This window comes from Desnuesiella massiliensis, from assembly GCF_001403615.1.
Classification (GTDB): Bacteria; Bacillota; Clostridia; order Clostridiales; family Clostridiaceae; genus Desnuesiella; species Desnuesiella massiliensis.
On record NZ_LN879456.1, the window covers coordinates 166396 to 181540 of the forward strand.

Below are 15145 nucleotides of genomic sequence, written 5' to 3' on the forward strand. Positions count from 1 at the left end.
TTTAATTTCCAGGAAGGGAGGAGCAGTAATTGGACAAAAAAGAAATATTTAGTGTAGCTATAGCAGGAGCAGCAACCTTTTTTACTTATATATTCGGATCCTGGGATATATCACTTCAAGTGCTGGTAGCCTTTATGAGTCTTGATTATGTCACTGGGGTCATAAGCGGCATAGTTCAAAAGAATTTAAGCAGTGCTATAGGTTTTAATGGATTGCTTAGAAAGTTTACCATTATAATTGTATTGATTGTTTCAGTGCTCCTTGATAGATTAATTAATCAAGGCACTTGCGTCTTTAGGACTATAGCGTGTTATTTTTATATAGCTAATGAAGGCATAAGTATATTAGAGAATGCTGGCAGGTTAGGCTTGCCACTACCTGATAAGCTAATAGAAATATTATCCCAGCTTAAAGAGGGAAATAAAAAGGATTTATATAAGAGGTAATAGATTATGAGAATAGGGATAGATATGGGACATACTCTTTCAGGAGCAGACTATGGAGCAGAAGGATTATTAAAGGAAGCTCAATGTACTAGAGACATAGGTGCCCACTTAAAGAAACTTTTATTATTTCTTGGCAATGAAGTTATAGACTGTACTATAGATTATGCTAGCAGCATAAATGAAAGTCTATCAAAAAGAGTGAACCTAGCTAATGGTCATAACTTAGACTTATTTATCTCCATCCACTTAAATTCTGGGGGAGGACATGGAGCAGAGACCTATATAGTAGCTAGGGGAGGGCAGGCAGAAAAATTCGCTGGTAAAGTACAGAGTAAGCTAGTAGAGTTAGGCTATAAAGATAGGGGAGTAAAGACTGCCAATTTTTATGTTCTTAAAAATACTTTAGCACCAGCTATATTGATAGAATGTGGCTTTGTAGATAGTGAGGAAGACAGCAATAGATATAATGCTCATAATATAGCTAAAGCCATAGCTGAAGGAATAACTGAGCAAGTTACAGTTATAAATAAAAAATATTATATAGTCACAAATTATCTAGAAAGAGATTCAAAGGGCTACATGAATATGGAGTCAATAGTAGCTTTATTTAAGGGAGTTAGATTCTATTTAAAATATAATGAGAAGGGAATTTGGATAGAGACTCAATACTTAGATTATTCTAAGTGCTTGGAGCTTAAAGATAAGTTAGGCAGGTTATTTTGGAGTATTAGTGAAGAATAATTTTTAAGGTAGTTCTTAGGGCAAAGCCTAGGAGCTACCTTTTTTTATTTTTTGGTAGTGGCATTCTTAAATAAAAGCTTAAAGTAAATAAACATCAAATTTCGTAACATGTCGGAAGTTTAAAAATAAAAAGTCCTTATTATCTATTTTATTTTGATTTTTAAAAGTTATAACGAGTAAAGCTCCTATTTTGTTAGTACAGGTATTTTTTAGTGAAATTGTGTAATGTTTAATTTTGTATAAATAGTTAGCAATAATAAAGATTTTGTAACCATTTGTTTTATTACTGAATATTTTATACTATATAGTATTAATATAAACAAAAATTAGGAGGTTAAAAGTATTATGGCAAAGAAACTTTTTTATAGCTTATATGCTACTGACGGTTTTATTGACCTCCCAACTGACCCAACGGGATGCTTAGAACGTAGAAATATATACGTTTTTGGTTTTGTAGGAGGTTTATGGAAATTTCAAGATAAATGTACAGGAAAATATACAATTTGTGATTCAGACTTAGATCCTTCAAATATAACAAAACGAGATGAGTTAAGAGGAACAGCTGTAATCCCATCCCCATTAATAAAAATGGATGTGGATGATGAACTGTTTATAACATTTACTAACTTGGGTTTGCTAAGAGCTAAAGAACCAATTTTAGATGTTCATAGTATTCATATTCATGGTGGACATGTGGCAACACAGCTTGATGGTGTACCGGAAACTTCCTTCGGAGTACCGGTAACTCCTATAGGTAAGCCTTCAATCAGTATAACTTATTACTTCAAACCAGAAACTCCTGGAAGTTATTTTTATCACTGCCATCAAGAAGCTGCAGAGCATGTTCAGATGGGAATGTATGGGGGACTAATAGTATATCCAGCTGCTGCAGATGTCCGCAAATTTATTAATTCAAAGGGTATCACCAATAGGAATTTTGCAAACTCGGAGCCTAGCAGTTTTTTCGATAAAGAATATGTAATACTCTTATCTGATATTGATTCTAGGTGGCACGATGCTGTTCAAAATCAAACTGGCTTTAACCCTGTGGAATTTAGACCTGACTGGTGGCTAGTAAATGGCCGTGCTTTTCCTGATACACTCTTACCTTCAGGAACTGCTGTAGGTGGCGGGGCTTATAAAATTCCTGCAGGATACGATTCTTATGTTCATATTAAGAATGGGCAAAAATTCCTGCTTCGCCTCATTAATATGGGGTATCAGCCAGTTCCATGGCATACTCATGGTTGGCATGGAATGATAGTTAATAAGGACGCACATCCGAATATGCATATGGAAAAGGTCTTCACTCAATTAGTTGGCTCTGGAGAAAGCTATGATCTTCTATTTATTGCTGAAGATAAACGGTTGAATTATGAAGATTATATTTTCTGCGGTAAAAGTGGATTTCCACCATTAATGACTCAAGTTGATGATGCAACTAAAGAATCTAAAGCTGAAGGTACTTTTATGCCGGGATTTGGTGATTCAGACACCCTATGGGCGAACACTCCAGAGGCAGGTGGTACTACATTATGTCCGTTCCCGGGAAACTTCAAAGTTCAGAACTACGGTACCTCAGATAGATTATTCTTTCCGCAGTTTTATATTGCTCATAACCACGATGATTACAAGGTTACCAATAATGGCGTATATCCTGGAGGACAATTAATATTCATTCAAACTGATTTGCCAAAGGAGAGACCTTATCCTCCTTGTGGACCTAAGACTAATCAGGAGGTAGATGATAAGTTTTTCAAAGTACAGACTTGTGGGGAGAACACTGATCTAAAGGCAGATGAGCAGTTTCTAAAATTACGGACTTGCTTTGAGATTTAAAAATAATTAAAAGGGATGTCTTTTGTTGGATGCAGATATTCCAATGAGGTAGGATATGATTACAATATTAGTAACTATAGGTGTGTTAATAGCCATAACTATTTCACTTATCTTTGTATATTATTATCATTTTTGGATTCCTAAGAACAGGCCCTTTGAAGTAATAGGTTGTGTTCTAACAGCTGATAATAACATTATTAACATTAGCTTTAAAATTAACAAAACTGGTATTATTACTAAAGAGATTAGCAAAATTCACATTATAGATGAGGAAACTGGAATAAAATTATCTTTACTAAGTCTCCCGAAATTTGGGAAAATGATAACTCGAAAAGACTATAAAGGCAGATATGGTTATATGATGTTTGTAAATATAGGACATGTTGTAAAACATGATTCTAAGATTAGCGTTAATATAGGTGGCTATCAAAAAAAGCATGTAGCTGTAATTTAGAAAGTCTAAAGTATCCTTATTAGAATTATATTATATTGACATTTAAATTATGAAGTGGTATTATCTCTAAATGTGAAATTTAATATGCATCCATATAGATCTGATATAGGGTCAGAAGTTTCTACAAGAGAACCGTAAATTCTCTAGCTATGGGTGAATCCAAATTCCTTAAATCAAAATTATATATTAAGGAAGCATTTAGAAGTTTAAACCATTGGATTTGCTCGTATCCAATGGTTTTTTATTATATAGGTTGCAAAAATCTAAGTACATTTCTTTAGCTTCAAAATTCCTAGGGTCTAACCTATTAAGTGGTGGAATTTTGAATCTAAGAAATGTAAGATTTTTAATGCAACATATATATGTAGTTAACTTTTAACAAGCTATTTATAGTTAGATTTGTGCTTTTACCTCAATAAAAAAATTAATGAAAAAATATATTATGCATAGATAAAGATTGCTTAAAAGGTCTTTTATCTATGCATATTTTTTCTATTCTCTCTTTCTATTGTATATCATTAAAAGCTTTTATATAATATTCATAAATAAAGCTACTAAACTTTAAAGTTTTAATATCTCTATGCATAAAGGTGATAAAATTATGAAATCTTTAATAGATATGACACCCTACGAATTAGGAGAAACGGAAGCTGCTGAAGCTATACCTTATTTAATACAATATTTAAACAAAGGTAATGGCAATGAAAAACGCTTAGCGGCTTCAGCCATAAGAAAACTTTCAGAGAAACATAAAGAGCAATGTAATGAAGCGGTGCCCTACCTTTTGAAAAATCTTCAGCATATGGGACCGCAGGTTACACAATATTCTCTGAAGGCTCTGTTAAAACTAGATATTCCAGAGCAAAGTATGAATATAATTGAGCGCATTAAGAATAATGACATAAAAGAATATAACAGAGCTATTGCCAAGGAAATATTAAGCAACTACAATAAAGAAGAAAATTGCGTAAATCAACAGGTTAATGCTGATGAAAGCCGATCAAATGAAAATATGGAGATTCTTAATACTATAAAAATAAAGGATATTTATAAAGAAAAAAGATATGCAGCTCTTCTTGAGAAATGTGATGAAATGGGAATTGCCTATATGAAAGATTTGGGGAAGGTCAATATAAATAAGATTTATAATGATTTTTCTACAAAGAAAAGCATTATGCTGAAGTATTATATGTTAGTAAATAACCTGCAATACTTAAAGTACTGCAAAGATATTGATGATAATCTATTAAATAATATATTGCAGGAAAGAAGAGAACAATTAAGTAAAAATTTTAAAAACCCCCTAGGAGATATGGATAGTGACTATGTAATGAAACTATTTAGAGGAGAAATATTAATTAGCAATAGTTTATGTAAAATCTATAAGGAATATGGAGAGAAATTTATTATACTATTAAATGAAATTGCTGAAAAAGAGGCTTTAGAAAAGCAATGGGCAGCAATGCTGAAAATGAGATATAGCATAAATGAAAAGTTCTACACCCTGGCCTTTATTAGTGGTGAGTACAATATACCTAGGGAACAAGTAGAATTATCCATAAATAAACTTCTTAGCAGAATAGGGAGGAAAATACATAGCAGCTTAAAAAGAGCTGATTATAATAATGATATACTGAATATATATTTTTATCTTTATGAAACCTTAAGTTTTTATGATAAGAAAGATTTCATTGAAAGAACAGTTTTGTTTGTGAAATATGGATTCCCAGATACACATGCTAAGCTAATAATTCATGTGATAGTTTTAATACTATACGGTAGAAACGTAGAATGGAAGGCTGAGTCCATATATGCTTCCTATAATAAGCATATTAATAGTTTACAAAGTATAGCTGAACAAAAGGAGCTTTATAATAAAATAAATAGCAGCATAGTATGGCCATTAAAGGTTAAAAACCTCCATAGTACTGATTATACTAATATAAATACCTTAAGTTTCGTTGAAGAGGCTTTGAGAAGCAAAGGATTTAGTTACTATAGTCATAAGCTTAATAAGGAAGTGTTTTATAAAGGACTTTTGCAAAAGGATTATCTTCTGCTATTAGAAAAATGTGACGAAGTTATTTTCTATGTAAATTATCCCTTTAAGGTTAAAATGAAAGAAAGCATCATGTTAGTTGATATTTTTTTTGTCCTTAACAATGGTAAGGGTGTTATTATGGTGCTGCCCCCAGATGAATTAAATATAAAAAGAAGAGATGATGAAAAGATACATGTCATTAAACAGCTCTGTAAAGAAAAAGGATTAGGGCTTTGGATAGTATAGGAGGATGTGAAAAAAGGTATTCTATGGGTTTCCCTACACCGCGCGTGGAGCCCCACGAGCGGCCCGTGAAAAAGAACACCTATGTTTTTCAAATCCTCCTATAGATAAACACTACGAAAACTTAGATTTATTAGGAACATTGTTAAAATCTTATTTATCTAAATATAGCTATTAAGGTATACATATCTATATTATTTTTATATAATTAAGTAGGATTAAAAATATAATTTGGTGTACTGTATTTTGTTGTAAGGGGGGATTTTATATGATACTAAATACACAGCAAAGAAAAATTATTAATTCAAAACCTTGTAAATATAGTTTGCTAAAGGGAAGTTTAAATACAGGAAAAACTACAACTTCTTTACATAGAGCTCTTTATTTAAAAAATAACTATTGTTTATATGAAGAGGATAGAATCCTAATCGTCACTGCTTCGGAAAATAAAACTGATGTAATAAACAAATATGATACAGTTTTAACTGAGAGTAAATCAGAATATTTGAGTTTGTTTTCTTCGGAAGATAAGGATGTACATATTTTTTCTATAGATGAACTTGTAGACTTATATTGCAAAAAATATATGTTAGCTCAGGAATTGAATTTTAAATTATTAACGCTAAAAGAAGAGAAATTAAGGCTGGTTGAAGAAGCTATAATAGAGTTAAATTCTTTATACAATGTGCCTAAATTATTAAACACTAAGTACGCAGAATTTTTCTTGGAAGAAATAAGCTGGATAAAGGCTATGAATTTAACAGAATTAGCAGAGTATCAATGTGCTGAAAGAACTGGGAGAAAGGTAAATAAAGGTCAAGGTCCACAAAGGATAGTTAAGAATTCTAATTATAGAGAGATAATATTTGAATTAATGCTTTTGTATAACATAAAACTAGGAGAAAAAGGTTTTATAGACCATGAGGATAAATGCCTTTTCGCTTTGGAACAAAGTCTTAGATTTTATGGAAAGGGATATACTCATATTGTAATTGATAGTATTCAAAAGCTTAATAAATGTCAGTTTGATTTTTTGATTTCTCTAGGTATAAAAAGGGATTATTCTACTTTTACTTTTATATATGATAATTTTACTTATAATAAAGAGTCAAATTCTTATTTTGTGAAAAACGGAAAATTAAATTTAAAAGGCTTTCCTGAAAGACCTAAAATTAATATATTAAAATATAATTTTGGAGAAGTGACACCTATGCAACAGGATTTAAAAGCGTTTTCTATGGAGAGCTATATATTCCAAGATTTAAGATTTAATAAGCGATTTAATTTTATAAGGGATAATAACAAGGCTGATGAGATTATTGTAAAAGAAGATGGAATAAATGAAGTGTATTCTCAGGATGAGTTAGACATACTGCCTATGTATACGGATATAGCTGCTGGTGAGCCCTTGCTCATTAATCCAGAGCTGCAAGATAGTTTTTATTTGCCTAAATACTGGATTAAGAATATGAGAAATTGCTTTATGCTTAAGGTAAAAGGTGACAGTATGATAGGAGCTAATATTCAAGATGGAGACTATGTAATAATAAGGAAGCAAAGTTCTGCGCAAAATAATGATATTGTAGCTGTAGACTTAGATGGAAGTGCTACCTTAAAAAGATTGTCTTTAAGAAAAGGATTGGTAAGATTAATGCCTGAAAATACCAAATATTCTCCTATAGTAATAGAAGATAATAATGCCTCTATCATAGGTATAGCTTTAGCTGTGGTAAAGCCTAGGTAGCAGAATTTTTAAATTCATACATTATTAGCTTTATTAAATTATAGGAGAGAAATTCATGAGATTAACAATAAAAAGTAAGGTTATAGCATTGGGGGTATTCTTTATAATCATTATTACATCCATGTGCATTTACTCCCAATCTATTCTTAAAAGTATAAATAGAAGTTCAGAAAATATAACAGAAAATTGGCTTAAAAAAGTTAAACTTTCACAGGCTATTAGCACTTTAGTATCGGACTATAGAATACTAGAATATGAGCATATAGTTTCAGATTCAGCAGAAATTAAGGATTGGGCAGAAAAGGATATTCAAAAATTAGATGAAGGTTTGAGGCAGCATATTTTGCTTTACGAGAACCTAATAAATGAAGCTGGAGAGAAAGAACTATATGATAGTATAGTATCAAAATGGAAGGAATATTTAGAGGTAAATAAAACAGTTATTGATATAAGCAGAAGAAACCACATTAATGAGGCTGTAGCTGTTATGAACATTGAGTCTAAGGAGAAATTTAACAAAGTTAATGATGAGATTACTAAATTGGTCCAGTACGATGAAGCTAAGGCAGAAGAGGCTATGAATAGCAGTAAGAAAGATTATAACCTTTCAAAAAATATATTATTAGGGATTAATGTGTCAGCTTTCCTCATAACTTTATTCATAATATTTTTAATATTAAAAAGCATATTAAAGCCTATAAATATATTAAAAAAAGAATTTAATTCTTTGGCACAAAGCGGAGGAGATTTAACAAAGCAAATAGTAATCAAATCAAAGGATGAATTAGGAGAGCTGGCTTCAATAGTAAATAAATTTACAGATAATTTAAGGACAATTATGGTAGAGGTTTATGGAGCCATGGCTGTTACAGTAGATAGTATAGATAAGATAACTATGAACATAGGATCCTTAGACATGAAAATTAATGATATAAATATATCTACAGAGGAATTATCCGCAGCTATGGAGGAGAATGCTGCTTCCACAGAAGAAATGAATGCTACCGCTAATGATATCTATGCCTCTCTAAATAGAATAAATGATAAAGCTGAAGAAGGAGCTAATGCATCCATAAACATAAGTAAAAGGGCGGAAGAACTCAAGGATAAAGCACAGTTTTCACAAAGAGAAGCCTCAAATATATATACAAGCTCTAAGATTAATTTAGAAAAAGCTATAGAAGAATGTAAAGTAGTAGAAAAGATAAATCTTTTCTCAGATACCATTGCTGAAATAGCAGGTCAGACCAATCTTTTAGCCCTTAATGCCTCCATTGAAGCAGCTCGAGCTGGTGAAGCAGGAAAAGGTTTTGCTGTAGTAGCTGAAGAGATTAAGAAATTAGCTGAACAGTCTAATAACGCTGTAAGTGAAATTCAAAGGCTGATTAATGGTGTAACAATTTCTGTAGATAATTTATCAAAGGAGTCTACTGAATTATTATCCTTCATTAGTGAAAAGGTAAATAAGGACTATAGGGATATGGTGGACATTGGAGTTAAATATAGTGAGGATGCCCAGTTCGTAAAGTCTATCATGGTTAATTTCAGTCATGTATCAAAGGAAGTAGCCAAATCCTTAGAAAATTTAAATAAAGCTATTGATGCTATAACTGCTAGTGCCGGAGATAGTGCTAATAATACCTCTAACATAGCGGAAAGCACATTGATTGCTAGAGAGAATTCTAATAATGCTAGCTTAGAAAGTAATAATGCTAAGAAAAGTGTGAATAGGCTTTTAGATTCTATTTCTAAATTTAAAGTATAATAAGGGGTGTTTATATGTTACATATGAATCATGTGGGAATAATTGTAAAGGATTCAATAATATCTAGAAAGTTTTATTTAGAGGTTCTTGGATTGGAATTAGAAGGAATCCATGAAGATGAGAGAGTTATTCTTACATTTCTTAAAGCAGGACAAGGGACCATTGAATTGATAGAAAAAAAGAATGTAGAAGAAGTGCTGCCTAGAGGGGTAGTTGAGCATATAGCTTTTACCGTAGAAAATATGGAGGAGAAAGTAAATAAATTAAAAGAATGCAATGTAACTCTAATTTCTGGAGAGCCTTATATTGTCGGAAAGAAGAAGATATTCTTTTTCCAGGGACCAGACGGGGAGAAGCTAGAATTTGTTGAAATATTAGCTTAATAACCTTCGAAAATATATATGATAGATAGAAAATAACCAGATTAATTTTAGTTTGGTTGTTTTTTTATTATTTTTTTTATGGCATAATATAAATGTAGTCTATATTAAGGAGATGCGAACTATGGGTTATGTCATAATTGATTTAGAATTTAATAATGCCATGGAGATAACTAAATACTTTCCAGAGTTCTATGTTGAAAATCCAAATATATTGAATAATGAATGTCCTAATGAAATAATTCAGATAGGTGCAGTTAAATTGGACAAGTACCTAAAGGAATTAGATAGAATTATGATTTATGTAAAGCCTACTATATTTAAAGTATTAAATCCAAGAATAACAGAGATAACTGGTATTGAGGAAGAGAGATTAAAAGATGGAGTATGCTTTAATGAGGCCTTAGAAGAATTGAAAAAGTTTCTAGGTGATGATGATATCCTATGCTCTTGGGCAAAGGATGATATCGCTGAAATAATTAGAAATTCAAATTATCATGATATACAAGATGTTCAATGGATCAAGCAGTACATAGATTTGCAGGAATATTGTACTAAGGTTTTAGGAGAAAGAAAAACTTTAAGCTTAAAAAATGCTTTGGAAAAATTAAAAATAAGATTAGAAGAAGAAAAACTTCACGATGCTCTAAATGATGCCCTTTATACTGCTGAAGTATTTAGAAGAATTTTTAATCACAGGATACTTAAAAACTACATCATAACAGATATATTAAATATGCCAGCTATTGCAATAAAAAATTATGAAAATTTTAAGTTGGAAGAAGATAAAATAGAGTTGATTTGCCCTAAATGCAGCAGCGAGGTTAATGTAGAGTATCCTTTAAAATTGTTTAACTGGAGATTTATATCCTTATGTTATTGTAAAAGATGCAGAAGCAGAATTATCAATGAAATAACAGTAAGGAAAACCCTAACTGGGCAAAAGGTGTATAAAGTAAGTAGAAGTATAGTAAATGAAGTGGAATACTTAGATTATGCTTATAAATATAAGGATATAGGATAGCTTATAAAGTTGTGTAAATATTTAGCACAACTTTTTTGTTATAATATAGGTTTTAGTGTATAATTATTGTATTAAATATAAAATAAGTAATTATCTTAAACAGCTTATTTGGAGGAATGAATTTTGGAAGAAAAAGATTTATTGCTATCTAGTTTATCGATTTTAAAAAACTTATATGATGTTATAAGAGTAGTGGACCCTCTTAGCAAAAAAATAATACATTATAAAGAGGAACAGATTAACATATCTAAAGAAAGCTGTTTTGGGATTTGGAGGATAGGTTCTCATTGTGAAAATTGTGTGGCTATGAGAGCTATGGTAGAAGAAGATACTTTTGTAAAGATTGAGTATGATAAAGAGAAAATATATATGGTGATGGCTACACCTATAATAATAAAGGATAAAACCTATATAATGGAAACTTTTAAGGATATAACCAATACTGGTATAATAAAGAATATAGAAACAAAGTCTATAGAAGAGATAAGCACAACAATAAGGGATATGAACAATTTAGTAGTAAAGGATGAACTTACAGGTATTTATAATAGAAGGTATATCAATGAAAAGCTTCCTGTAGATATAGTTAATAATAAAATTAATCTTAAGCCTATCTCTATAGTGCTCCTAGATATAGATCATTTTAAAAAAATTAATGATACCTATGGGCATATAGCGGGAGATTACATTCTAAAAGAATTTTCTAAAATTATCATTGAAAATGTGCCAAAGGAAACTGCGTGGGTAGCCAGATACGGAGGAGAAGAATTTGTAGTTGTGTTAAATGACACTAATGAGACAAAGGCATTCCAAATGGCTGAAAATATTAGAGCGGTAGTGGAAAATACAGCTTTTAACTATGAGGAGTTTCAATTAAAGCTAACCGCCAGCTTTGGTGTATGTGAAATTATAAGCTATAATGAAAGCTTTGATGAAATTATATCAAGAGCAGATATTAAGCTTTATAAAGCTAAACAAAAGGGTAGAAATAGAGTGGAAATTTAAATTTTATACTTGTTGAGGCATAGATAGACGTTTTAGTTACGATAGACATTTTAATTATTTATGCTTCAGCAATTTTTTTTATTATAGAAACATTATTATTGTGAAAAATGGCTATAATATATGTATATATAGGCATGAAAGGAGTATTTTTACATGAAGGTAAACCATAAGAAGTTAGCAATAGTTTTTCTATACACTTTACTATATGTACTATCTTTCATCATAACAGAGGATTATCTTAACAAATCAGATAGAACAGAAAATAATAGTGAATTAACAGATAAGCAAGTCAGTAGTATGGCAAATAAAGAAAAATTTAAGTTAGGAAATGAAGTATTGTTTGAAAAATATAGCTCTCTTATAGAAGGGAAGAAAATAGGCCTTATAACAAATCAAACAGGGGTAAATTCTAAAGGTGAAAGCATCATAGATATGCTTTATAATTATAAATCCTCTAAATTAGTAGCTCTCTATGCCCCAGAACACGGCATCGATGGAAAAGCGAAGGCCGGCTTACCAGTAAAGACCTATACTCATCCTAAGTACAATATACCAGTTTATAGCTTATATGGTGATACTAGAAGGCCAACTAAGGATATGTTAAAAAATATAGATTTATTGATTTATGATATGCAAGATATAGGAGTTAGAACTTATACCTATATATCTACGCTAAATTATTGCATGGCAGAAGCTGCGAAGTACAATATTCCTATTATGGTATTAGACAGACCTAACCCCTTAGGAGGAATGTTAGTAGAAGGTCCAGTACTAGAAGACTCCTTTAAATCCTTTGTAGGAGTAGATAACCTCCCTATGATACACGGCATGACCATTGGGGAATTAGCTAAGTTTTTTAACAGAAATTTAGGATCTAATCTCAAGGTAATTCCCATGGAGGGTTATAATCGTTCAATGATATATGAAGATACGGGGTTAAAATGGGTTCAGAGCTCTCCTAATATTCCAGACATTAAATCCGTATTCCTGTATTGCGCTACTGGCTTAGGAGAAGGTACAGGGATAACTCAAAAGGAATTTTTTAGCTTTATCGGAGGAGAAAATATAAACTCTAAGGTATTAGCTGATAAGCTCAATAGCGCTAATTTAAAAGGTGTTTACTTTGTGCCCATGAATATTAATAATACAGAAGGGGTAAGAGTGCAAATCATAAACTATGAGGAATTTAAGCCTTTTGAGGCTGGAATAAGCATACTTTATTATGCGAAAAAAATCAGTGATTTTAAAATACCTAAAAGTGGCAAGGATATTGTTATGTTTGATAAAATAATGGGTACGGATAAAATTGGAGAGTTCCTTGAAAAGGGATATGATCCTTCATACATTGAAGACTACTTTAAGGAAGGGCTAGACAACTTCAAACGTCAGAGAGAGCAATATCTTATTTATAAGTAAAATGTTTTTAATAAAAAAATGGATATATCCTGGAGATATATGTTACAATAATAATGTATTTTTGTATAGGAGTTGAACGTTATGAAGAAAAAGTCTAAAATTGCTATTACTATTGCAGCCATAGCGGCAATGGTATCCATAATCAGTAAAGATAAAAAGACTAAAGAAGTTTGCAAATGTGAAGATGAAGAAAGTAATGAAGGGGCTGTCGCATTAGCGGTTAAAAACCGCTAATGCTCAGCTCCTATTTTGTACTGTTTTATAGCAATTTTAAAGAGATTTGCAAATAAATTCATCTCTATACCTTAAAAATGGCGCACTTTAATAAGCCCTTTCGCTTAAGACTTTTTTCAGAATACTTGTTTTTTAAAAGTCTAAAATTAGGCAGTGCTTTTTAACAAAAAAAGGTGTGTTCCAGTTCTGTTTGACTGAATTTTGTTATGTAGTTTGTTTATGTTATGTGCCATAGCCAAAAGGATACTTTCGGACAAAACATTCTGCTTTCCTTTGCACAGAAATCTTCGAAATCCCATATCTTGCTTAATCTCTCCAAAAGAACCTTCAGCTTGTATGCTTCGATTCATTCTGAGTTCACAACCTTCTTTGCTTACAATTCTTTCGAGATCCTTTTTCCTCAGCATGTTAAATAACTTTGATGTTTCAAGATTTTTTAATCTTTCTTCTAATGGAGTTTTGCAGTTGTTTCCTTTTATACATCTACTTTTGTGTGAACAGTTACTGCAATCCTCGCAGATATATATGGTTTTCTCACTTTGATATCCAGTTTTACTTTTTCTTTTTATCGTTTTGCTAACTGTTAACTTTTTATTATTTTCACAAGTATAGTAATCACCAGCTTCATTGTATTCCATGTTTTCTATTCGACTGATGTCATTCTTGTATTTTCTTGTTTTAGATATTTCATAGTTTGATGGTTTGATAAATGCCAGTTGTCCATTTTCTTCAAGATACACATAATTCTCTTCGCTTTCATATCCAGCATCTGCAACCACTTTTTTATATCTAAATGTTAGGAACGCCTCCATACTTTTGAGAAATGGAATTATGGTGTTGGTATCTGTGGGCTGGTCGCCCACGGTAAGCCACACTATATATTCAGAGTCCACACCATGCTGCACATTATAGCCTGCTTTTAGTTGACCATTTCCCATAGCATCTTCCTTCATTCTCATAAAGGTTGCATCATTATCTGTTTTTGAATAGCTGTTACGATCACCACAAATATATATTTTCTGGGTGTATTCTTTTAATTTATCAAGGTATTCCTCAAGTTTTTCAATGGATCGCTGCAATGAAGTTTTTCTTTTTCCACATCCATGTACAAACTCTATCTTTTCTTTATGTTTCAGAGTATAAAGTTTTTTTCGCAGCTTTTTTACGTGTTTCATTTTTACTTTATTCTGATAAACAAGCTTGATGCCGTATAATTCCTCGCATTCAGCCACTAAATCTGCTAATTTAATTAGTAGCTTTTCTAAGTTTTTTGTAACAGCTTTTTTCCAAACAAAAGTATATTTGTTTGCACAAGCCTCAATTTTTGTGCCATCAATGAAAACAGCATCTCCAGATATCTCTCCTATGTTAAGAAGAAACTTTGTCATTTCAGCTAGAATTCTTTCAGCACAGGGTGCAAAGTGCAAGCTTCTAAATCTTGCAAAAGTTGAATGATCAGGTTTTGGTGAATTTTCAAGAAGGTACATGAAGTTAATATCACGATGACATGCTGTTTCCATGGCACGAGATGAATAACTATGATTCATGTAAGAATAGAGTACAATCTTCAGCATCTGACGTGGTGTTGCTTTATTTTCCCGAACTCGTGAATAAGTCGAATATAAATCTTCTAAATCCATCTCCTCTACAAATTGACTTAGCAAACGCACTGAATCATTTTCTGGGATCATACAATCGATATTTATTGGAAGTTTTAATTGAAAATATCTTTGATTAAGTGTATAATTTTTTTGTAAAATGTTATGTTTTAGCATACTAATATTTTACCATAAATCCCTTACTTCTCGAAGTT

13 protein-coding genes and 1 riboswitch are annotated in these 15145 nt (G+C 31.3%); of the genes, 12 read left to right on the forward strand and 1 reads right to left on the reverse strand.

Going from position 1 to position 15145, the window contains the following annotated elements:
* Window positions 1-29: 29 nt before the first annotated feature.
* From BN2665_RS11515 to BN2665_RS26995, 12 genes are all read left to right on the forward strand, one after another.
* Entirely contained in the window at window positions 30-446 is a 417-nt protein-coding gene (locus BN2665_RS11515) for a phage holin family protein (protein WP_055667270.1), read from the forward strand.
* Between the two features lie 6 nt (window positions 447-452).
* The gene (locus tag BN2665_RS11520; RefSeq protein WP_055667271.1) at window positions 453-1187 is read left to right on the forward strand and encodes an N-acetylmuramoyl-L-alanine amidase; all 735 of its coding nucleotides are present in this window, start codon (window positions 453-455) and stop codon (window positions 1185-1187) included.
* 345 nt (window positions 1188-1532) lie between these two features.
* The gene (locus BN2665_RS11525; RefSeq protein ID WP_082435893.1) at window positions 1533-3026 is read left to right on the forward strand and encodes a multicopper oxidase domain-containing protein; all 1494 of its coding nucleotides are present in this window, start codon (window positions 1533-1535) and stop codon (window positions 3024-3026) included.
* A 55-nt stretch (window positions 3027-3081) separates the two neighbouring features.
* Window positions 3082-3480: a hypothetical protein gene (locus BN2665_RS11530; RefSeq protein ID WP_055667272.1), complete on the forward strand. Its 399-nt coding sequence runs from the start codon at window positions 3082-3084 to the stop codon at window positions 3478-3480.
* Between the two features lie 70 nt (window positions 3481-3550).
* Window positions 3551-3650: riboswitch (purine riboswitch) on the forward strand.
* Between the two features lie 431 nt (window positions 3651-4081).
* Entirely contained in the window at window positions 4082-5767 is a 1686-nt protein-coding gene (locus BN2665_RS11535) for a HEAT repeat domain-containing protein (RefSeq protein WP_055667273.1), read from the forward strand.
* Between the two features lie 265 nt (window positions 5768-6032).
* Window positions 6033-7508, forward strand: a complete 1476-nt coding sequence (locus tag BN2665_RS11540; protein WP_055667274.1) for a S24 family peptidase — start codon at window positions 6033-6035, stop codon at window positions 7506-7508.
* Window positions 7509-7563: 55 nt separating this feature from the next.
* The gene (locus tag BN2665_RS11545) at window positions 7564-9273 is read left to right on the forward strand and encodes a methyl-accepting chemotaxis protein (protein ID WP_055667275.1); all 1710 of its coding nucleotides are present in this window, start codon (window positions 7564-7566) and stop codon (window positions 9271-9273) included.
* A gap of 14 nt (window positions 9274-9287) precedes the next feature.
* Complete coding sequence (locus BN2665_RS11550; protein ID WP_055667276.1) at window positions 9288-9656, forward strand: VOC family protein; 369 nt, start codon at window positions 9288-9290, stop codon at window positions 9654-9656.
* 121 nt (window positions 9657-9777) lie between these two features.
* Entirely contained in the window at window positions 9778-10677 is a 900-nt protein-coding gene (locus tag BN2665_RS11555; protein ID WP_055667277.1) for a 3'-5' exonuclease, read from the forward strand.
* Between the two features lie 123 nt (window positions 10678-10800).
* Window positions 10801-11682, forward strand: coding sequence for a GGDEF domain-containing protein (locus tag BN2665_RS11560; RefSeq protein WP_055667278.1), 882 nt, complete (start codon window positions 10801-10803; stop codon window positions 11680-11682).
* A 153-nt stretch (window positions 11683-11835) separates the two neighbouring features.
* Complete coding sequence (locus BN2665_RS11565; protein ID WP_055667279.1) at window positions 11836-13098, forward strand: DUF1343 domain-containing protein; 1263 nt, start codon at window positions 11836-11838, stop codon at window positions 13096-13098.
* An 81-nt stretch (window positions 13099-13179) separates the two neighbouring features.
* Complete coding sequence (locus BN2665_RS26995) at window positions 13180-13332, forward strand: hypothetical protein (protein WP_154674932.1); 153 nt, start codon at window positions 13180-13182, stop codon at window positions 13330-13332.
* A gap of 146 nt (window positions 13333-13478) precedes the next feature.
* Here the strand turns inward: BN2665_RS26995 and BN2665_RS11570 are convergent, their stop codons facing one another.
* A complete protein-coding gene (locus tag BN2665_RS11570) occupies window positions 13479-15107 on the reverse strand; it encodes an IS1182 family transposase (RefSeq protein WP_055667280.1) in 1629 nt (542 codons plus the stop codon).
* Window positions 15108-15145: the final 38 nt, after the last annotated feature.

Excerpts from the sequence above, each read along its gene's own strand:
- BN2665_RS11545 (WP_055667275.1), top strand. The coding sequence starts at position 7,564 with ATGAGATTAACAATAAAAAGTAAGGTTATAGCATTGGGGGTATTCTTT.
- BN2665_RS11540 (WP_055667274.1), top strand. The coding sequence starts at position 6,033 with ATGATACTAAATACACAGCAAAGAAAAATTATTAATTCAAAACCTTGT.
- BN2665_RS11520 (WP_055667271.1), top strand. The coding sequence starts at position 453 with ATGAGAATAGGGATAGATATGGGACATACTCTTTCAGGAGCAGACTAT.
- BN2665_RS26995 (WP_154674932.1), top strand. The coding sequence starts at position 13,180 with ATGAAGAAAAAGTCTAAAATTGCTATTACTATTGCAGCCATAGCGGCA.
- BN2665_RS11525 (WP_082435893.1), top strand. The coding sequence starts at position 1,533 with ATGGCAAAGAAACTTTTTTATAGCTTATATGCTACTGACGGTTTTATT.
- BN2665_RS11570 (WP_055667280.1), bottom strand. The coding sequence starts at position 15,107 with ATGCTAAAACATAACATTTTACAAAAAAATTATACACTTAATCAAAGA.
- BN2665_RS11550 (WP_055667276.1), top strand. The coding sequence starts at position 9,288 with ATGTTACATATGAATCATGTGGGAATAATTGTAAAGGATTCAATAATA.
- BN2665_RS11530 (WP_055667272.1), top strand. The coding sequence starts at position 3,082 with ATGATTACAATATTAGTAACTATAGGTGTGTTAATAGCCATAACTATT.
- BN2665_RS11565 (WP_055667279.1), top strand. The coding sequence starts at position 11,836 with ATGAAGGTAAACCATAAGAAGTTAGCAATAGTTTTTCTATACACTTTA.
- BN2665_RS11555 (WP_055667277.1), top strand. The coding sequence starts at position 9,778 with ATGGGTTATGTCATAATTGATTTAGAATTTAATAATGCCATGGAGATA.
- BN2665_RS11535 (WP_055667273.1), top strand. The coding sequence starts at position 4,082 with ATGAAATCTTTAATAGATATGACACCCTACGAATTAGGAGAAACGGAA.